The following is a 21,022-nucleotide window of genomic DNA, read 5'->3' as shown; positions in this document are numbered from 1 at the left end:
TACTCATGAAGGCTGATAATGTTTCAGATTGTTAGCTTAATCGCAGTCATTATTCGTCTTGTGATTGGGTCCTAAAATTACGCTTATAAACTTTGCATAATCCAATCAACAAAAGCTTTCACATGAGGCTTCTCTTCATCTCGAATGATCATGTAATGAGCTCCTCGACTTGGCATCGACCACTCACCGACTTTCACTAATGTGCCTTGCTGAAAGTGGTCTTCAACGAGCAAATCACGCACCAACAACACACCAAGCTGATTCACAGCCGCTTCAATGGCGAGCAAAGAGTGCTCGAATTCCCCCGTTAGTTTTATGCTTGTGCCTTGATATCCTTGCTGTTCCAGCCAACATTGCCAAGTTTCCTGATAGCCACCTGTCGCGAGCTTTGGTAAGCGAGTCAAATCGGCCAAATCACGGACAGGATTGAGATTCAAAAAGCCTGGGCTTGCCACAACGATCCAGTTTTCTCGCGTCAGTTGAATCGCTTTTTGACTTTGCCACTCTCCATAACCATTGATGATCTCCACATCCGCAATATCGCTGTTACTTGGCATCGCGTTAGCCGTAGTAGAAACTTTGAAGCTGATTTTAGGATGTTGACGGTGAAAGTCTGCCAATCGCGGCATGAGCCATTGAGAGCAGAAGCTGTGTGCCACATGTAACGTCAGTTGTGCTTGTTGTTGTCTAGAGAACAGGTGCTGAGTTGCCGCAGACAAGCTTTGGAAAACATGACTTACCACAGGTAAATATTCATGAGCTGCTTGAGTCAGATTGAGCTGGGCGCCATTGCGTTCAAATAAGGTGGCATCCAAATACGCTTCGAGGGATTTAACTTGCTGACTCACCGCCGCACGGGTGACATTGAGCTCCTCTGCCGCCTTGGTGAAGCTTTGCAATCGGGCGGTCGCTTCAAACGCTTTCAGAGAATTTAATGGCGGTAGGTTTTGCATATCAGGCTCCAGACAAACTAGTAGAAGATACTATGACGGAGCTGTGACAAATTAATGAAGGGAAACAAAAAAGCCAGCGTCAGACGCTGGCTTTTAAAGTCACTGATTCAATAATGAATTATTGAGCAGCTTCTTCAGTTTGGTATTGGAAAGCTGGAACAACAACTTCTACACGACGGTTCTCTTCACGACCTTCGCGAGTTTCGTTGCTAGCTACTGGGTTAGCTTCACCCATACCTTTAACAGTCATACGGTCTGCAGCGATACCTTCAGCTTGGAAGTGCTCAGCAACTGCTTGTGCACGCTTCTCTGTTAGCTGTTGGTTGTAAGCTTCAGAACCAGTTGTGTCACTGTAGCCGTTGATTTCAACTTGAGCTTGTGGGTAAGTGTTCATTAGCTCAACAGTACCGTTGAACGCAGAAGCGTCTTGTAGTTCAGCGCTTTCTAGGCCGAATTGTACTGTTGTAGATTGAGCTGGGTACTCGTGGTCAACGATGCGAGTCGCTGGACGAGTTTCAACTACTTCTTCTTGAACTACTGGCTCAGAACCGAACTTGTAGTTGAAGCCGATACCGAAGAAGTCAGCATCCATGTCGTCGATGATGTCATCAGACATGTCTTGGTAACGTTGGTACTCAGCGCGTAGGCTCCAGTTGTAGTTGATTTGGTATTCAGCACCTAGAGAGCCAGTTGGTACGAAATCTTTCTCGTCACCAGCCATCATGTATGCAGCACCTACTTTAGCGAATAGGTTCCAAGAATCATTTAGTGGTAGGTTGAACTTAGGAGCAAGAGTTAGTGCCCATAGGTCACCATCAACTGTGTTTAGGCCAGCTTTGTTGAAGTTAGCAGTGAAGTTACCTAGGTAATCTACGCCGTATTCAGCAGCTACGTATTCGTTGAAGTTGTAACCGATGTGCATGCCAGCAGCAAAGCTATCGTCATCACATGGCGCATCTAGGTGACATGCGTCGTTAAGAGCGTTGTAACCTAGCTTACCGCCGATGTAAGTGTCAGCAAGAGCAACATTCGACATTACGCCACCAGCTAGAACGGTAGCCACTGCAAGAGCGATTTTTTTCATTATTTTTACCTTTAATGCGAAGGTGACCCGACTACTCTCTTACCACCTTAAAGCGGTCATCACGACAGTCAGTACCTACACTGTTTCAAGTGATTACAAATTACGTCAACAATCTGAACTAATTCACCTTAACGATGTCTTAACTTGAGATTATCCATTAAACCATTGATTAAGATGCTCATCCGAAGATTTCCAAGTTTTGAGCACACTGCTTTACCAGCGCATGAACAAATTGAGTCAATCTCTTAAAGCACTAAATTCCGAAGCAAGGATTATCCAACTTAATTTGCATACATACATAGCAGCTAAAAGAAACTTTTAGTTGTAGTGCCTACATACAGACCGGATACATATGATTTGTAAATGGTTGAGATTAGATAACTTTTGTGACGTAAATCTCAAAAGCGACTTTAACAGAACAACTCTCTTTATCATAAATTAGATTTATTGTCGTAACGATTAGTTTTTCTAATCAATGGCCACGTAAGCACCAGAAACTGAAGGATTTTTGTTTTAGGTGACGAAAAAATTGACACAATCCACACATAAGGCAAGGAAAAAACCTACAAAGAACACAGCTCGCGAAGTGCGAGCTGTGAACTAAATGGCTTAAATCTTGTCCGAAACCGCCAATGTTGCAGCCAAAACATCTTGTCCAAACAACACACTACGTTCTGGTGACCAACCGTAAAGTGGGTCTGGATGGTTGTTATTATCTTTGAATGGCATCTCGATTGTGTAAGACAAACACTTGAACTGCTCCGCCACCCAATTAGAGCCAACGGTTAGATTCGCTTTACCCGGCTCATCTTTGTCGTAGCCGATCTCGTCTTGGAACTCTGGTGTAATCGTCAGAAGTGCCTGTTTAAACGCGTTTTCCAACTCAGCCATGCTTTCATTATAAGAAGGAATACCTTCAGAGCCCGCCACAAAGTTGTAAGGGATAGCTTCATCACCATGAATATCTAGGAACATATCCACGCCAGTTTCTAGCATGCGCTCACGAACCAAGAAGACTTCAGGACTCTTTTCCATTGATGGCGTTTGCCACTCACGGTTTAGGTTTACGCCAACCGCGTTAGTACGTAGGTGACCACGCACACCGCCGTCTGGGTTCATATTTGGTACCACGTAAAGTACTGCTTTTTCAAGCAATGCACGCGCAACCGTGTCGTTCTCATCGAGCAGACGTTGGATCATGCCTTCCATAAACCATTCCGCCATCGTCTCACCTGGGTGTTGGCGCGCAATCATCCAGATTTTCTTTTTGCCTTCTTCTGGCTCACCAAACGTTAGCAAGCTCATGTCATTGCCATCTAGCGTATGACCAAGCGTCTCTAATTGGCAGTGGTGCGCGCTTTGTGCCATGTGTAACAGGTCTAGGTGACGGTCGTACGTGTAAGGTGCAAAGTACGCGAAGTAAATTGAGCTGCGTTCAGGGATAACAGTGAAAGTCAGCGTGTCGCCATCAAACTCTGCCGGAACTCGGAACCACTCTTCACGATCGTAAGACGCAACCACGTCGTAACCTTGCCAACCTTCTGGGTAAGCCGATTTCGCAAGATCAAGAAGTTTGATGGTGTGTGATTGCTCGGCTTCTGTCTCTAGACGGAAGTGGAACCACTGGTAGAATTCCGACATGTTGTCGTTAGGAATTTTGAGTTGGATGTCGTTTTTGTCGTCCGCTTTCACTATGTGAATGCTGCCGCTGTCAAAGTTGCTGAATACTTTCATTTTATTACTCACCTTTTGCATCTGAGCTTGAAAGACTGAGGCTAACACAAAGGGAAGAGGTGCCTCTAACACTTTCACTTCTTCCCCATCTGTTTGCGATCAAAATATTCAGTTTAGTCGAGCTTATCCGCTTTGCCTGCTGGTCCCGCGAGTTTGGCTAGCCACTTATCCCAGATAAATGGTGTTTTATCGTTATCTTCTGCTTCTTCTTTGCGACGTACCGCGTTGCGCACCATCATTGCACCCGTCCAACGAAATGCCTCTGGCGGAAAGTGCCCTAGAGGCCCTTTGGCTAAACCGCTTTTCGTCCATTCGTTTTCTAGCCCTAATACCAATGAAGATAAAATCTTTCCGCCCATTCGCGTCTGCGCAACGCCGTTACCCGAATAACCAAAGCCATAAAATATATTGCTTTGGTTATCTAGCTCACCGAAGAATGGAAAGCCTGTTGCCGATCGATCGGAACCACCCGTCCATGAATAAGCAAACTCTGCGCCTTTCAAGCGCGGGAACAACTTATCGAACGACTTACGCAGTAGATCTTGATAGCGCGTTGGCTTGTTGAACATCACATCAACGTGGTTGTTGAAAGAGAACTGATTACCACCTTTCCCTAACATCAAGCGGCCATCTGGCGTATCTCGGTAATAGTGCACAAAAATGCGAGAATCTAAAACACTAGAACCTGCCTGCCAACCAGATTGAGATAGCGCATCGCCAAGCGGTTTAGTGATCACCATATCGGAAGAGACAACGACAATACTATTTTTGAATTGCTTAAATTGCTCAACCATCCAAGCATTTAATGCCAGCACGACTTGCTTAGCCTGAATACTCCCTTTAGGCGCAGAAACAGTGGCCGGTTGCCCATAATCTAAACGGGTCATTGGCGTATTCTCATAGACCTCAATCCCCAATTCGATTGCAACACGCCTTAATCCTCTTGCTAACAAGGCGGGCTGAACACTGGCTGCGACTGGAGAATGAAAGCCCTCCACATTGCGCGGCGACCCAGCATTCGCTCGTAACTCCTCAAATTGGCAACGACGCCAACTGTTCACATCCAAACGCTTTAGCTCATTCACAACGGGCTGTATTCCTCCCATCTGAGCTTGGTTGGTTGCGGTGTAATAAACCCCTTTCAACGATAATTGCGCATCGATCTTGTGCTGCTGACAAAAACCGTCGATCTCTAGCACTGCTTGCTCCGACTCTTTTACCAACCAAGCGGCGTGTTCTTCACCGAATAAGCGTTTCAAGGTCGGAAATTTTGTCGACCAAGTCAGCATACAACCGCCATTTGCGCCCGATGCACCACTGCCACACAAGCCTTTTTCAATCACAACTACCTGTTTTTCTGGCGATTGCTGCTTAATCATGATCGCAGTCCAAAGGCCTGTGTAACCACCGCCGACAATGGCGACGTCCGCTTGGAGGTTTTGTTGAAGTGGTATTGCGGTTTCTGGCTGCTCAACTTCAAGCGCTTGCTTAAACCAATATGGAGGGTGAGTCATTCGATATCCTTTGTAAAAGTGACGCACACAACTGTGCTTTATCACCACTTTACAAACCTAGCGAATATCCAACGAGCAAGAAAAACTTACGCTGAGCGTTAGAAAATATTTATTAAATATAATATTAAAGAAACACATTCACCTGGAATATATATATTAATAAAAAAAGGGGAGCAAATGCTCCCCAAAAATAATAGAACGAATATACAACAAGGATTAAACAGGCAATAGAGTTATAAATGCTAGCGAATAAATAAATTAGCGGTTACCAGGTTCACGCATACGGTATTCGTATTTCACATTTAATATCGGTTGATATGCTATTTGACCATTGTCTTGTAGAAACTCATCAACCGTTACTTTCGCATTGGTAATAGAGAAAGACTGGCGGTCTACGATATCAAATGAGCTTTTGAATTCATCTCTGAGCTGCGCCGAGGACTTGCTTTGATAGTCCTTAATCATTTCAAACCCCATGTCGTAAGCCGCTTGCTTACTATCAACAACCTCACCTTGGATAGTTTTAGTGTTATTGGTCCATTGGTAACCACCAGCAATCGCAGCGAGTGGTGTAGCAGTGAGTGCGATAAGACTTGCTAGTGTAATTAAACGTTTCATAGTGTGCTCCTTTACTTACCTTTTAAATATCGAGTTCCAAATGCTCGATGAATGTAGAGTACCTATAGAGACCTAACGCCAATCATATTAATTTCAGAATTTTTCAATTAATTTAAATTTAATTATAAACGTGTTTTCAGGCTCGATTTTTGCTAATAATTTAAGATGAGAAAAAACAAATAAAAACCTGACATTAGGATTATCTCAATTCCAGTGATGCGGATTTTCGTTTTTACTCACCTGTTTTAATATACCTAAATGCTATAAAGATGCTGATTGTGAGAATAAGCACCTTTACTCCGACGATTTGCTTGCCTTTACTCTCTTACGCAGTGTCATCCTGACACTCTCATACTAAGCCTTACAATACCTCTTCTGATTTTTCTCATAGAATCTCACCCAAAAGAACACTGTTCAAAACTTATGCCTGTCATCGCCTGAGCAAAACGAGTAACCATTTTGATTGCCCTCCTTTCGCGCTCCACAACCAGCGCTCATAGCCACTTTGACAGAGCCAACACTTTTGGAAATGAGACTGGAGTGAAATGACCATGAACAAATCCATCTTGCATCAAAGTAAGACCATTTACTCAGACCAGTTCGCGGAGATCTATCACCCGATCTGGAGTTACCGCATCAAGTTTATTGCGCGCGCATTGTTCTACAAGAAAGCATTCAACTACTTGGCTGACAACATTGAAGCGTCAACATTAGAGATGCTGTGTACACGCACACATCGCTTTTTGGAAAAACCTTTTCGCCCGTACATCATTAAAAATAACCCAGCGATCGATCGCTCAGAGCTTGTTGTTGACCACTACAAAACCGCGTCAGAACTCGTCTCTCCAGCCTTAATGAAGCAGATCTATACCGATCCGAAAGGGCTTACTCTCATGACCTTTGAGATTGATGAGATCTTATATACGGTGAGATTAGTGTATGAGGCTCGCTATCAAAAAGAAGGCGATATGAGCTTGGTCCTGCACAGTCAAGAGGACGGTAACTTCTACACCATCTCTTTTATCCTCGGACATGAGAACGGTACTCGCTGCATTAAGATTGGTGGCCTGCAAGGACCACGCAGTAATGAGACCAGCAATGAGAAGATCAAAAAGCTGACTCGCAAACTTTATGGTCAACGTCCAAAAAGCCTGATGGTCAGCCTACTGAGTATCCTTGCACAGATCTGGGGAGCTGAAACCATCCTTGCAGTGAAGACTCAATCGCACACTTACGCAGCTAGACGCTACAGCAAAGGACGAATCAAAACCGACTACGACGCATTATGGATTGAATTAGGCGGCACCGAATACGACCGTCACTTCTACTCTATCGACGTGAATGCGCCGCGTCGCGACATCGAAGGTATGTCTCGCTCTAAACGTTCTATGTATCGTCGTCGTTATGAATGGCTAGACAACACTAAAGCGACATTCGAAGAAGTATTAAAAAACTAACACGCTAAAAGACTCAGGAGAAACGTCCCATGCGTTATTCATTCGTGACTGCTTTGGTGTTGTCGACCTTTTCGTTGTCAACATACGCAGCAACCAGTACACATGTCATTGGCACCAACCTAGGTTACGGTATGGTCAACTACGACGCACCTACCAGCGAAGAATCTGGCGACATGTTCTTAGGTGAAATTTATTATCGCTACATGCCAACGCATAACTTTGGTATCGAAGCCGGCTATAAAGGGGCGTTTGATGGTATCGGCTCGATACTCGTTAGCCCAATTTCGGAAGTCACCAACACCAGCTTCTCGGGCCCTCGTTTGAGTGGTTACGCCAGTTACCCGCTTGGTGCTGGATTCGAGGTATACGGAAAAGCAGGCGTGACTTACTACACGCTGGCGTACACCTATTCAGTTAACGATCAAAGCCGTGATATTGAGAAATCGAGCCTAGGCGGTGAAGCTGCCGCTGGCTTGGGTTGGAGCTACAAGCATTTTGGATTGAATGCTGAGTATGTGTACTCGAAAAACAGCGATTTTGATTCTGGTGGCGTGATGTTCGGAGCACAATTGCGTTTCTGACGTCCGCTATACCTACCCCTTCCCCCAAAAACTAAAAAAAGAAAAAGGCAGCGGTTGCCTGAGTCGTTGCCCTTTTCTTTCATCAATATGGGTCAGTTCGTCAGCGCGAGAATGATTCCTGCCACGATCGAAGTAACCCCAATACCCCGAGTGAGATACCATTTCTCAGACAGAAACCAAATCCCCATAAACAATCCAAACACAATGCTGATTTGCCTTAATGCCACGACCAAACTCACGTTGTCTGTCATGGTCATCGCAAACAACACCAAACCGTAGGTGGATGCCATCATTACCCCTGCCATGCTGGCGGTTTTGCGGATCTGCCACGCTGTCTTAATCTCATCTGGCTTACCCGTAACTAAGCACCATACAAGGGCAGGAATACCAATTGCCCAAAACTGCACGCCCAAGTAAAAGATCGCACTGTACTGATCATTCAAGATCTCTGATGCTTGCCCTGTGAGTAAACTCAGCGCTTCTTTATCGACCACCGAGTAACCCGTTGTGCCTATTGCGGCAATTAATGCCCAGAACACACCGACGTTCAAATAGGAGCCCAATGTCATTTGACGAAAGTTCGTCAGTGGTACAAGCATACAACCAAGGGTTATCAGCAAAAATCCAAGCCACTGCTGACTGGATAATTCATTCTCCAATGCCACACTGATTGCGCCGACCATCATCACAGGCAGCGCCCGAGCGATCGGATAAACCACACCCACATCTGCGTGCTTATAAGCGACAATCAAACCGACCAGATAAACCATTTGTGAAATGCCGCTAATAAACAGCAATCCCCAAAATTCACTCGGTAATGATGTCCAGCCAATGGTTGCCAAATACCAAATCAAATAAGGGGTAAGAATGAAACATGCAGAAAAGCTGGCGGCCATGGTAAACGCGAGCCCTGACCCAGAGTTGCTTTTGCCAAGGATATTCCAGCCCGCATGTAGAACAGCAGAGAAAACGACGAGACCAATCGCCAACAAATCCATTTCAATATTCCTGTCTGAATAAAATAAAGGCCCCGAGATGGAGCCTTAGATGATGGGAAAATCCACTTAACGATTGAGTTCCGCCAGAGATTCAATGCTGATGGCATCGTGTCGCCAATACTCGATATCGCAATCAATCAACTCACCGTGCTGGTTATAGTTGATGCGCTCCACCACCATCGCTGGCGTACCGGCTGTCGCGCGCAATGCCTGAGCCATTTCACCCAACAAAGTGCTGGTTGAAATGCGGTAGCGAATCTTTTGATACGTCACGCCATAATGATCGCGATAAATGTCCGTCAATGAATTTGATAAATCGTAGTCTAGTAGGTTCGGAAACAGCTCTGGGCGAATGTAGTTTGTTACGAATACCACAGGTCTATCTTCAAGGTATCGCACACGGTCGACTCGATACACGTCCGAGAAAGGCTGCAAGTCCAGCAAGCGCGCCGCTTGTTTGTTTGCCAAGGTTCCTTTTGCGGCGACCAACTCCGTTTTTGGCACGCGATTTTGCGCTTTCGCCATGTTCGGGAAGTTTAGCGTTTGGGTAGGGTCGTAACGCAATGGCTCAGGTGAGATAAACCAACCTCGGCGATCTTCGCGATAGATTCGACCTTCCGCTTCTAGCAGTGATAAAGCTTCACGCAGAGTGACGCGCGTGGTATCGAACGACTCCGCCAGCTTACGCTCTGCTGGCAGTTTTTGACGCGGCGATAGCATGCCCGCTTCAATCTGTTCAACAATCGAATCTTTAATTTTTACGTATTGCACGAAGTGTCCTTATCTTTTGCGCCAAGCTTGTGTGCGATTCTCTAACAATTTACCCAAAGTCATCTGAACAATCTTCGCAATTGCGGCAGCCATCATGATCATCACAGCCATTGCCGCTGCAGCGCCAGTTTGACCGGCATCGTCCATATTCAGAATCGAGACCGAAGCCGGAATCGTATCGGTTGAGTAGAGGAATACTACCGCAGAAGTGGTGGTCAATGCATTAACAAACAAGTAAGTCGCAATGTCCAAAATCGCAGGTAAACACACAGGTAATGTCACTTTAAAGAACAACTTGTATTGAGGAAGCTTCACCGATGCCGCAGTGGCTTCAATCTCCGATGGTAACTGCTTTAGCGCTGTCAGGGCGGTCATGTGACCCACGGTGTAGTAATGCACTACCGTGTTAATTACCAAGAATGCCATGGTGCCATAAAGCACGTTCAGAGGATTGTTCGCATCGTTGAAGTAAAAGATGTAACCCAAGCCAAGCACCATACCCGGAACCGCCATTGGCACCACGCTGAGCATTTGCATCACTTGACGAATTGGACCAAACGCACGCCCTTTCTCAATGCAGTAAGCACCGACAAAGATGATGGCTGTACCAATAACCGCTGTCCAACCTGCCAGTGTTAGTGAGTTGAAGAATGGGCTCCAACCGTAAGTGCTCATTTCGGCAAAGTTGTAGTTGTTTAGCGTCAGCGCTTTGTTCCAAGGCCAGAACGTAACTAACGAGCCATACACCGCCATACCAAGTACTGCCAGCACTGCGATAGAAATGATGCTGCAGTAAACCAAACAAATGCTGTCGCGCGCTTTGTTGGGTTCTGGCTGATAAGGCACCGAGCGAGTGTCAAATAAGCTCTTTTGCTTTTTCTGAACCCAGCGGTCTGCGCCGAACGCCATTACCGCAGGAAATAGAAGCATAATGCTGGTCACCGCACCCATGGCAAAGTTTTGCTGTCCCACAACTTGTTTGAAGATGTCAGTCGCCAGAACGTTATAGCTGCCACCAATCACTTTCGGCACACCAAAGTCCGTGATAACCAGTGTAAAGACGACGATAAGCGTACTGATCAAACCATATTTCGCCGCAGGTAACGTCACCATAAAGAAGGTTTTGATGGGTGAAGTTTTCAGTGCGCGGGCTGCTTCATACAAGCGAGCATCTGAAGTGCGCAGCGAAGTGGTCAAAATCATCAATGCATGAGGGAAGGTCCAGAAAATCAAACCCATCGAGATACCAATCACGCCGTAAATCGAGTTTCCTAACAACATCTCTTTGGCAATGCCTTGATTACCGAAAAGGAAGATCAAACTGATCGCTGGTAACAGCGAAGGCGCAAGAATTGGTGCAGTACCTAGGATTTGGAATAAACCTTTAAACGGCATGCATGAACGAGTCAGCGCGTAGGCATAGCCAAATGCAAGCACACCCACTACCGAGGTTACAATCACGCCAAGAGTGAAGGTGTTGCCCACCGATACCCATAAGCTTGAAGAGGAAAAATACGTCGCAAAGTTTGCCAGACCGACAAATTCGCCATTGGCATTTTGCACACTCTTGGTCAACATTGCCCAAAGCGGCATTAAGATGAACAGCACCATCATGGTCGACAAACCAGCGAGCAAACCAAACAACACAAGGTTGTCGCGGCTAAGACGTCCGAGTAGGGATTTTGCTTTGTCTTGTGTGGTTAGGCTATTCATCGTCATTGTCTTCGCATCCATGTTTACACCTACGCTGCTAGCGCTTTATCAACCGAGGGCACGGCGTAACCATGCAACCCTTCTTCAGCAAACTGGATGTAACGTACATCGCCCGCTTTGATATTGAGTTTTTGAACCGTTTCCACAGGCACATCCACGACGATGGTTTTCGTTGAGCTGTCGTTTTGCAATACGCAATCAATGCGGAAAAACGCCCCCAAAAACTCGATAGCCGTAACTCGCACTGGTAAAGAGTTGGTGTAGTTTTCAACGAACTTGATGCTTTCAGGACGCACCGCAAGGTCGAAGCGGTCACCACGTTGGATCTTACGATTGGTCAAGCTTGGCGCTGGCATCAAGGTTTCGGCAATACGCACTTGGGAGTCGGTTGCGACTGAGGTTTCAATAAAGTTCATGCTGCCGACAAACTCTGCAACAAAGCGCGTAGCTGGTTGTTGGTAGATCTCTTGAGGTGTGCCGACTTGCTCAATCACGCCATGGTTCATTACCACGATGCGATCCGCCATCGACAACGCTTCATCCTGATCGTGCGTAACCATGATGGTGGTGATGCCCAGTTTGCGTTGCAGCTTACAAATCTCATCACGTAAGTGAACACGTACTTTTGCATCCAGCGCTGACAGCGGCTCATCAAGTAGCAGTAAACCCGGAGACAACGCCAATGCACGAGCAAGTGCCACACGCTGTTGTTGACCACCAGAAAGTTGGTTAGGGAATTTCTCGCCAGAGGTTGGAAGACCAATGGTTTCTAGCCAGTAATCTACTTTCTCTAACGCTTCTTTGGTCGACATTCCTTGGTTCTTCAAACCCACTGCAATGTTCTCTTGCACAGTTAGGTTCGGAAACAGTGCGTAAGATTGGAATACGATGCCGAAATCGCGCTTTTCTGGTGGCAAGAATGTGGTCTCTTGACCGTTTTGAAAAATCGCACCAGACGTTGGCAAGTCTAAACCTGCAATGGCACGTAGCAGAGTGGTTTTACCGCAGCCAGAAGGACCAAGAAAACAAACGAACTCGCCCTTCTCAATCGCTAGCGAGATTTTCTTTAATGCAGTGAACTGTCCGAATTGCTTCACTACATTTTCGATATTTAGGTAATGTTGGTTAGTTGACATAACACACGCTCCAAATGGTATATACCAATTTTAGTTTTGGAGTATTACGTTCCAATGACAAATTTATAGCCAGAAGATGACAAATAGATGAAGGGAGATGGGGTTTGTTTCTACGCTTGCAACCCCCTCCAACTCCCCCTTTTCTCGGCATGATTTGCCAAGCATTTGAGTGTAGTTATCAAGGGGGAGGGTTTTCTTTACTGCAGTGAGTTCGCTACTTTCCCGACGTCATTCTGAAGGAGCCTAGGCGAGTATTCAGAATCTACTTGAAGCGTGTTGGATGTTGCATTGCGAATTAAGCTATCCGCGAATGCAGAACCAGTCCCTCCCCTTTACCAGCATAACTATTGTAGTCCCCTAAAGTTGAAGCCAAAGGGAGGCTAGGTGGGGTTGGTTGTTTAACGTGAGTTAGGTGCTTGCAACCCCCTCCAACTCCCCCTTTTCTCAGCATGGTGTGCCAAGCATTTGAATTCGGTTATCAAGGGGGAGAGCTATTCTTTGCTGCGGTAAGCTCTGTGCTTTCCCGACGTCATTCTGAAGGAGCCTAGGCGAGTATTCAGAATCTACTTGAAGCGCGTTGGGTGTTGCATTGCGAATTAAACTATCCGCGAATGCAGAACCAGTCCCTCCCCTTTACCAGCATGACTGTTGTAGTCCCCTAAAGTTGAAGCCAAAGGGAGGCTAGGTGGGGTTGATGGTTTTGGACTACAAGCATAATTTGCGTGCGAACCTGAGATTCCCGACTCGCTCCTCCGTCGCGCTCGAGAATGACGTTGTGAGTGCGGATAGAGGCTCCCAACTTTCTTAAGTCCGTCATTCCAGCGAACCTAGGTGAGACTAGGAATCTACTTACAGCAAACTCTGAAATAACAGAGAAAACAAAAAATCCACCTCAACCGAGGTGGATTTCAGCATTCAAATTAGAGCAAATTCAATTAAGACTTTGGCTCTGATTTCGCGTCGAACTTCTCAGACCATGCCGCTAGAATCTCTGCACGCTTGCTGCCCATTTGCGCGAAGTCCATCTTCGCCATGTTCTCTTGAACGTTCGGGAAATTAGAAACGGTCGCTTTCACGTCTTTATGTGCAACCACTGGGTACATTTCAATGTACAACTCGTTTGCCGCTTTAGAGATTGACCAGTCGACAACACGTTTCGCTGCATCCGACTCTTTTACTAGACCAACGGCTTCTGATTCCCAGCCGATGCCTTTTGGTGTGATAACCGATAGTGGTGCGCCTTGTGTTTTCAGCTTCGCGCCGCGGCTCGCCATCGAAATACCGATAGCCACTTCACCCATGCCCGCTTGAACACATGGCTTAGAGCCCGAGTGCGTGTAGTGTGCAATGTTCTTATCTAAGTCACGCATGTAGTTCCATGCCTGATCTTCACCCATGTTTTGTAGCCAAGCAGAAACCTGCATGTAGCCAGTGCCTGAAGAAGCTGGGTTCGGCATTGCAATGTGACCTTTGTAAACCAGCTTTGTTAGGTCTTCCCAAGAAGTTGGTTTAGGTAGGTTAAGTTGTTTCGCTACCGCTTCGTTGAAACAAACTGCGTTAAAGAACGCATCGTTACCAAACCAAGCTTGGTTTGATTGAGGGTCGTTTAGGTTCGCATGCAGCTCTTCCAAACCTTTTGGTGTGTAAGGCTTAAGAAGACCTTCATCTTTAAGCAGTGCCATTGACGAGCCAGCAAGACCCCAAACCACTTCCGCTTGAGGGTTGTTCTTTTCTGCCAGCAATTTCGCCGTCATGATACCGGTGGAATCGCGAACCCACTTAATCTTGATATCTGGGTTATCTTTCTCAAACGCAGACTTGTATTTAGCAAGAATGTCGGTTTCGAAAGCGGTGTAAACCGTGACTTCCTGTGCTGCCATTGCATTCGTAGCTAGCAGAGAGACAAGTGCAGCCAGCGATCCTTTCATCAAACGGTTTTTCATCATTTTCTCCAGTTAATTTGGCTAAGTTTTCATTTGGTCTGTACCAGTTGACGATAACCACCCTACTGAGCCTTTGTGACGAAATCATGACCATTAAATGGCAGTTTTACGAAAATTTGCGATGAATAATCGTTCAATTGATCCGCCATTTTCTGGATATTAAAGTTTTATGAAATTGGATATTCGCCTATTTACTGCCCTTTTCTTCCTCGCTAGAGTGAACTTGAAATTTGGTGTAGACCAACTAGCCTATTCTGATGGAAATCGAGATGAAAAACGAATACCTACTACTGACTCCAGGTCCTCTATCTACTTCTGAAACGGTGCGTGAAGCCATGCTAAAAGACTGGTGTACTTGGGATGATGAATACAACAAAGACATTGTAGAGGTGATCCGCACTAAGCTTGTAAAACTGGCGACGGAGCAAGACGGCTACACCAGCGTACTAATGCAAGGTAGCGGCACCGCATCAGTAGAAGCGACGATCGGCAGCGCCATTGGCAAAGATGGAAAGTTGTTGGTTGTCGACAACGGTGCTTACGGTGCGCGTATCGCTCAGATCGCTGATTACCTAAATATTCCATGCCATGTAGTTTCCCCTGGCGAAACATCACAGCCACACTTGAACGAGGTGGAAACTGCATTGGCATCGGATCCTGCTATCACACACGTGGCAATTGTTCACTGTGAGACAACCACTGGCATGCTTAACCCAATTGAGGCATTTGCTTCTGCGGCAAAAGCACACGGTAAAGTCGTGATTCTCGATGCCATGTCGAGCTTTGGTGGCATTCCTATCGATATCGCAGAGCTAGGCATCGATTTTATGATCAGCTCTGCAAACAAATGTATTCAAGGCGTGCCGGGTTTTGGCTTTGTGATTGCGAAACAAACTGAGCTAGAAAAGTGCCAAGGTCAGGCACGTTCTTTGAGCCTTGATCTTTACGACCAATGGCATTGCATGGAAGTGAACCACGGCAAATGGCGTTTTACGTCTCCAACGCACACGGTTCGCGCTTTCTACCAAGCATTACTAGAGCTGGAACAAGAAGGCGGCATTGAGGCTCGTCATCACCGTTACCAAACTAACCAGAAAACACTGGTTGCAGGTATGCGTTCTCTGGGTTTCGAGCCGCTACTGAGTGATGACCTTCACTCGCCAATCATCACTTCTTTCTACTCTCCAACGCACAGTGATTACCAATTCAAAGCGTTCTACACACGTTTGAAAGAGCAAGGCTTCGTGATTTATCCGGGTAAGGTGTCGAACGCAGATTGCTTCCGTATCGGCAACATTGGCGAAGTTTACCCAGCAGATATCGAGCGCTTAATCGGTGCGATTGAAAAAGCCATGTACTGGCAAATTGCGTAAAGCAGCCTTCTGATTGAGAGAGCGTTATGACTCAGAATATCAAACCGACCCATTTCCGCAGCGAAGGCGATGTCAACACGACACCAGCGCGCCAAGGTTGGAATGCATCGATGGACGACGAACGCACGCAAGCATTGTTGAAGCGTGATTCGGAGGTCTTTCTTCATCAAGCCATGTCAACGCCTTGCTTAGATACATTGGAAGCAGCAGAAGGCATCTACATCCAAGACGCTACCGGCAAAAAGTACATGGATTTTCATGGCAATAACGTCCATCAGCTGGGCTATGGTCATCCGCATGTGATTAAACGTGTGCAAGAGCAAATTGCCAAACTGCCGTTTTCACCGCGTCGTTTTACCAACGAGACCGCGATTGAATGTGCCGAAAAACTCACCCAAATCTGTGGCGGCGAATTGAACCGCGTATTGTTTGCGCCGGGTGGCACATCTGCGGTTGGCATGGCGCTTAAACTAGCGCGCCACATCACGGGCAACTACAAGGTGGTGTCGTTGTGGGACTCCTTCCACGGCGCATCATTGGATGCCATTTCAGTAGGTGGCGAAGCGTGTTTCCGCCAAGGCATGGGACCATTAATGGCAGGTGTTGAACGCATTCCACCAGCGGTGTCTTATCGTGGTGCTTTCCCGGTCGCGGACGGCAGCGACGTGCATTATGCCGACTACCTTGAGTACGTGATTGAGAAAGAAGGTGGCGTGGGCGCGTTTATCGCAGAGGCGGTTCGCAACACGGATGTTCAAGTTCCAAGTAAAGCCTATTGGAAACGCATCCGTGAAATCTGTGACAAACACAATGTCATGCTGATCATCGACGATATCCCAAACGGCATGGGTCGCAGTGGTGAATGGTTTACCTACCAAGCCTATGATATCGAGCCAGATATGCTCTGCATCGGTAAAGGTTTGGGCGGAGGCTTAGTGCCTATCGCAGCCATGGTAACCAAAGACAAATACAACACTGCCGAGCAAATCTCCATGGGTCATTACACTCATGAGAAAAGCCCTATCGGTTGTGCTGCGGCACTGGCAACCATGGAAGCTATTGAGCAAGGCGGCTTGCTAGATAAAGCCAAAGCCGACAGCCAGTTCATGCGTGAAAAGCTGCTAGAGATGAAAGCCAAGTACCCTGTGATTGGTGATGTACGTGGCATCGGCATGTTATGGGGCATTGAACTGGTCACTGACTACGAAAGCAAAGCACGCGCGTATGACGAAGCGGAAGCTGTGCTTTACCAATGCCTCAACAACGGAGTGAGTTTCAAGGTATCGCAAGGCAATGTGATTCAACTCAGCCCACCGCTGATCATCACCCGCGAACAACTAACAGAAGCGTTGGCAATTTTCGAAGAAGCGATCGCCAAAGTGTGTAAAGACTTTAACTACTTCTAACCTCAACAAAAACCAATTTACCCAGAGCGCGGTTCCGACGTGTAGGCAAGCGCTCTGGCAAGCAAGAAAAAGGATTGAACATGAGCAACTCACCAATTCAAGCAGTGATCTTTGACTGGGCTGGCACTATCGTCGATTTCGGCTCTTTTGCACCGACCAGTATCTTTGTGGAAGCGTTCAAACAAGGCTTTGATTTCGATATCGACCTTGAAGAAGCGCGCGAACCAATGGGGCTTGGTAAGTGGGAGCACATTCAAGCTGTGGGTCGCATCCCTGCGGTTGATAAGCGTTGGAATGAGAAGTTTGGTCGCTCAATGACCAGCGAAAACATCGACGCTATCTACGCAGCATTCATGCCTCTACAAAAAGCAAAAGTGGCTGACCATGCAGACCCAATCCTTAATGCGATTGAAGTTGTGAACGGTCTGAAAGACAAAGGCATCAAGATCGGTTCTTGTTCTGGTTACCCTCGCGAAGTGATGGACGTATTGATTCCGGTGGCTGCGGATTACGGCTACAAACCGGATTACGTAGTAGCAACGGATGACCTACCTCAAGGTGGTCGCCCTGCACCATTTATGGCACTGAAGAACGTGATTGAGCTGAATGTAACCGACGTTAATGCATGTATCAAAGTGGATGACGCCGCACCGGGCATCGATGAAGGTCACAACGCCGGTATGTGGACCGTTGGTTTGCTGCTTTCTGGTAACGAAGCAGGTCTAACGTTTGAAGAATACCAAGCTGCGGACGAAGCAACGCTTAATGCTGCTCGTGAAAAAGCGCGAGCAAAATTGCTAAAGAGCTCGCCGCACTACCTTATCGATACGATCGCTGACTTCCCAGAAGTGGTTGCAGATATCGAACGTCGCCTAGCGGCTGGTGAACGTCCGTAATCTTCATCTTCCACCAATAAATGAAAACAAACGCCCCTCACGTGAGGGGCGTTTTTCTTTTTGACGCTATCTTAAGGAGGTTTGGCTTATTGAAGCGTAGTTCCGTTAGATAACAGCTTTCTTGTCGGCTCTTGTTCGGTGTATTCGACCGCATCGTGATCCGCGAGCTTATCGACTTCCGCCTGTTCGCCCACCACAACCAACACGTGTTGTTTCACCAGAGCGTCGACTACTTCAATGTTGTGCTGACGAAGAAGCGCTCTCACTTCGCTCTCTTTCCCTTCATGATACTTAACAAAGTAACGTGCCGGTTGCTGCTCGGCTTGATCTTGGCGTTCATCCACGAGAGGAAATCCTTGATTGTTCGCCAAGCTGCTTGAGCTCAATCCGATTGCCAATAGTGCGGTAGCGCCTACCGCAGACAAAGAAAGTAAGGTCAACTTCTTCATAGTCACTCCTTATTGAAAGGTTAGAGTCCAACTGTTGATGGTACCTGTGTCTCTTCTGGCATTGTCCACCGCTTTAAGTTCCCATGTGCCTTGTGATTCAAAACCAGAGAAATCCGCTTGGAAACTGGTTTTAATGTCGTTCGCACTGCCGCCCGCGTTGTCGTGCAGTACCACTTGACCACCATCTGGCGACGTTAATGTGACATAAAGATCACCAATGTAGGTGTGAGTGATATCCAAATCGATAGTCACTGAACCTGCATCGCCAGAGCGAGCCACATCTAATGAGCTTACAACGCCAGACGCTTTGTTATCAGGAATCGCTACCGCATCCGAGTTGGTGTAGCTAGAAGGTGTAGAGCCGCCACCAGATGAATCACCCGAACCGTTATGCGTCGCGACAAGAGAAACACCAGAGTACGCGCTGTAGCCGTAAACCAATACTTCATATTGCCCTGCGCCAGATACGTTCAAGCTACAGCTTTCGCCATTACCGCCCGCCCATGAACGACAGTCGTAAGTGCTGGTGCTTGGTGTGCCATTAAAGCGCACGTAAAGGTCAGCATCACCAGAGCCACCACTCATGTTGAATGTCGCTTGCGTTGCATCCGCAGGGACGTCAAACACAAATACTGTGCTTGATTTGCTGCCGCCAGAAAGCTGTGTTTTCGCTACACCGTTTTCTAGAACGTTGTCGTTGCCAGAGCCGCCGCCATCCGGACCATTACAGCCAGCGTCTAGGTATTGTTTCGCAGCCTCAGCATTCACAAGACCATGACCAGTGCGGTTATCACGACCTGTTACGTCAATGTCCGTTGCTGTCTTGATCAGCGCGTTACGTACTTGCGCTGCAGTGCAGGTTGGATGGTAGCTCCACACCAAACCCGCAACACCGGTTACGTGTGGCGTTGCCATCGAAGTACCATTGTAGTACTCGTAGTCTTCACCCTTAGTGGTCGATACCGTGATGTCTTGACCAACGTAACCCAACAGCTCCTGACCGAAGGCACGATCAACTGTCACCGACACAATACGCGCCGCGTTGTTTTGATCGACTAGGAAAGGATTCTGCAAGCCCGGTAGCTCGGAGTTACTGTACACAATCGCTGCACTCGCACCTGCGTTGTAACACGCTTGAACTGCATCGATTTCTGGGTAATTACCAGATGATTGGTTGCCCACACGCTCGGTCAAACAGATCTTGCCCGACATATCGCCACAGCTGAAGCTGCTACCGGATACGTCACAGCTTGCTAGTGTCGCCGTAATAGAACCGACAACAGGATCAGGACCGTAACTGCCGCCCGATTGGATCAAGCGGTTGTGAGGAACGATGCCACGATCGAACTGGCTAACACCGTTCAAGCGAATGTCTGAAAGCTTACCCTCGCCCACTGTCACCGTAGACAGAATTGCTACACCCGGACCTGCGATTTCAACTTGGTCTGTCGCTTGAGAGAACGCCGCGTGATCACGCTTATCATCCACCGCCGCAACAGACATTACCGAATCGTAAGACGCTGGGTAGCTGTGCGCAGTATTCCCGCTATTACCCGCAGCAGCAATCAGCAGCACGCCTTGGTCGTAAATGGTTTGCAACGCGTTTTTCTCCGTCACACTTGATTGGCTACCACCAAGGCTCATGTTGACCACATTCGCACCGTTGTCAGCACAAGTTTGTACCGCTTTCACCAAGCTGGATGAGTAGCCCCAACCCGCTTCATTGAACACCTTGACGATGTGCAAATTTACGTTTTGGTTTGGCATAACGCCTTTGATGCCTTCCGTGTTGGCAATCGCGGCAATCGTACCCGCTACGTGTGTACCGTGAGCGTTGTTGTTCCCCGGAACACTCCAAGAGCCGGTACCGCTGTCGTTTGTACCCGACACTCGGTTACCACTCAGATCGTTGTGCGCCAGATCGTAACCCGAGTCGATGATACACACGGTGCGATTCCCTGCATTCGAGTCATCCAGAAGCTGAGCGTTCACCGCCTCATAGCCCCAAGGGATAGTCTCACTTAACAGATAACGCGGTGGGTCAATTTCAACGTATTCCACATCGCTGCGGTTACGCAATTGCCCCAATTCCGAGTCTTCCATCTCCACGCTGTAGATCGCGCGGTTCCCTAGCTTTTCCACTTTACGCGCCTTGAGCTGATCTAAAACCGATTCTTGCGCGATGCGTGGACCCCAGAATGAGTTCCCACCCAATGCTGAAGGACTGGACGTATCTTCTTTAAATTTGACGATGTATTTGGTCGGCAAGTTAGATTCGTCGAACCCCGTCAGAGGAGCCGCATGCGCTGACATCGAAAAAGTCATCGCAACTGCAACGGCAGACAATGAAAACAAGCCATTTAATTTATTTGTTGTGTAGTGCATTTGCTCTATTC

17 protein-coding genes are annotated in these 21,022 nt (G+C 47.3%); 5 read left to right on the top strand and 12 right to left on the bottom strand.

Going from position 1 to position 21,022, the window contains the following annotated elements; genetic code table 11:
* Positions 1-83: 83 nt before the first annotated feature.
* The 5 genes from KHO06_RS18325 to KHO06_RS18305 form a co-directional block, all read right to left on the bottom strand.
* On the bottom strand, positions 84-953 hold the full coding sequence (locus KHO06_RS18325; RefSeq protein WP_212583081.1) for a LysR substrate-binding domain-containing protein: 870 nt from the start codon (positions 951-953) through the stop codon (positions 84-86).
* A gap of 118 nt (positions 954-1,071) precedes the next feature.
* Positions 1,072-2,037 carry an OmpA family protein gene (locus KHO06_RS18320; RefSeq protein ID WP_005432472.1) on the bottom strand — a complete coding sequence of 322 codons (966 nt, stop codon included), beginning with the start codon at positions 2,035-2,037 and terminating at the stop codon, positions 1,072-1,074.
* A gap of 609 nt (positions 2,038-2,646) precedes the next feature.
* On the bottom strand, positions 2,647-3,771 hold the full coding sequence (locus KHO06_RS18315; RefSeq protein ID WP_212583080.1) for a M14-type cytosolic carboxypeptidase: 1,125 nt from the start codon (positions 3,769-3,771) through the stop codon (positions 2,647-2,649).
* Positions 3,772-3,884: 113 nt separating this feature from the next.
* A complete protein-coding gene (locus KHO06_RS18310; protein WP_212583079.1) occupies positions 3,885-5,285 on the bottom strand; it encodes an FAD-dependent oxidoreductase in 1,401 nt (466 codons plus the stop codon).
* Between the two features lie 258 nt (positions 5,286-5,543).
* Entirely contained in the window at positions 5,544-5,903 is a 360-nt protein-coding gene (locus tag KHO06_RS18305; protein ID WP_005432476.1) for a DUF3316 domain-containing protein, read from the bottom strand.
* 545 nt (positions 5,904-6,448) lie between these two features.
* Between KHO06_RS18305 and KHO06_RS18300 the strand changes: the two genes are divergently transcribed.
* Both KHO06_RS18300 and KHO06_RS18295 read left to right on the top strand, forming a co-directional pair.
* Positions 6,449-7,360 carry a VirK/YbjX family protein gene (locus tag KHO06_RS18300; protein ID WP_212583078.1) on the top strand — a complete coding sequence of 304 codons (912 nt, stop codon included), beginning with the start codon at positions 6,449-6,451 and terminating at the stop codon, positions 7,358-7,360.
* A 29-nt stretch (positions 7,361-7,389) separates the two neighbouring features.
* Positions 7,390-7,941 carry an outer membrane beta-barrel protein gene (locus KHO06_RS18295; protein WP_212583077.1) on the top strand — a complete coding sequence of 184 codons (552 nt, stop codon included), beginning with the start codon at positions 7,390-7,392 and terminating at the stop codon, positions 7,939-7,941.
* Between the two features lie 92 nt (positions 7,942-8,033).
* Here KHO06_RS18295 and KHO06_RS18290 read toward each other — a convergent pair whose 3' ends face one another.
* From KHO06_RS18290 to KHO06_RS18270, 5 genes are all read right to left on the bottom strand, one after another.
* Positions 8,034-8,939, bottom strand: coding sequence for an EamA family transporter (locus KHO06_RS18290; RefSeq protein ID WP_212583076.1), 906 nt, complete (start codon positions 8,937-8,939; stop codon positions 8,034-8,036).
* Between the two features lie 66 nt (positions 8,940-9,005).
* A complete protein-coding gene (gene phnR / locus KHO06_RS18285; RefSeq protein WP_005442366.1) occupies positions 9,006-9,710 on the bottom strand; it encodes a phosphonate utilization transcriptional regulator PhnR in 705 nt (234 codons plus the stop codon).
* Between the two features lie 9 nt (positions 9,711-9,719).
* Positions 9,720-11,444 carry a putative 2-aminoethylphosphonate ABC transporter permease subunit gene (locus KHO06_RS18280; RefSeq protein ID WP_212583075.1) on the bottom strand — a complete coding sequence of 575 codons (1,725 nt, stop codon included), beginning with the start codon at positions 11,442-11,444 and terminating at the stop codon, positions 9,720-9,722.
* 8 nt (positions 11,445-11,452) lie between these two features.
* Positions 11,453-12,559, bottom strand: coding sequence for a putative 2-aminoethylphosphonate ABC transporter ATP-binding protein (locus tag KHO06_RS18275; RefSeq protein ID WP_212583074.1), 1,107 nt, complete (start codon positions 12,557-12,559; stop codon positions 11,453-11,455).
* Between the two features lie 935 nt (positions 12,560-13,494).
* Positions 13,495-14,505, bottom strand: coding sequence for a putative 2-aminoethylphosphonate ABC transporter substrate-binding protein (locus tag KHO06_RS18270; RefSeq protein ID WP_212583073.1), 1,011 nt, complete (start codon positions 14,503-14,505; stop codon positions 13,495-13,497).
* A 266-nt stretch (positions 14,506-14,771) separates the two neighbouring features.
* Between KHO06_RS18270 and phnW the strand changes: the two genes are divergently transcribed.
* From phnW to phnX, 3 genes are all read left to right on the top strand, one after another.
* Entirely contained in the window at positions 14,772-15,875 is a 1,104-nt protein-coding gene (gene phnW, locus KHO06_RS18265) for a 2-aminoethylphosphonate--pyruvate transaminase (protein WP_047478365.1), read from the top strand.
* A gap of 26 nt (positions 15,876-15,901) precedes the next feature.
* Positions 15,902-17,281, top strand: a complete 1,380-nt coding sequence (locus tag KHO06_RS18260; protein ID WP_212583072.1) for an aspartate aminotransferase family protein — start codon at positions 15,902-15,904, stop codon at positions 17,279-17,281.
* 80 nt (positions 17,282-17,361) lie between these two features.
* A complete protein-coding gene (gene phnX, locus KHO06_RS18255) occupies positions 17,362-18,177 on the top strand; it encodes a phosphonoacetaldehyde hydrolase (RefSeq protein WP_212583071.1) in 816 nt (271 codons plus the stop codon).
* 86 nt (positions 18,178-18,263) lie between these two features.
* Here phnX and KHO06_RS18250 read toward each other — a convergent pair whose 3' ends face one another.
* Together KHO06_RS18250 and KHO06_RS18245 are read right to left on the bottom strand one after the other, a co-directional pair.
* Positions 18,264-18,626: an ATPase gene (locus tag KHO06_RS18250; RefSeq protein WP_009705061.1), complete on the bottom strand. Its 363-nt coding sequence runs from the start codon at positions 18,624-18,626 to the stop codon at positions 18,264-18,266.
* A 9-nt stretch (positions 18,627-18,635) separates the two neighbouring features.
* Positions 18,636-21,011 carry a S8 family serine peptidase gene (locus KHO06_RS18245; protein ID WP_212583070.1) on the bottom strand — a complete coding sequence of 792 codons (2,376 nt, stop codon included), beginning with the start codon at positions 21,009-21,011 and terminating at the stop codon, positions 18,636-18,638.
* Positions 21,012-21,022: the final 11 nt, after the last annotated feature.

The organism is Vibrio sp. B1FIG11 (assembly GCF_905175335.1).
In the GTDB taxonomy this organism is placed as follows: domain Bacteria; phylum Pseudomonadota; class Gammaproteobacteria; order Enterobacterales; family Vibrionaceae; genus Vibrio; species Vibrio campbellii.
Note: the sequence above shows the minus strand (reverse complement) of the source record. Positions and strands in the feature narration are given on the sequence as shown.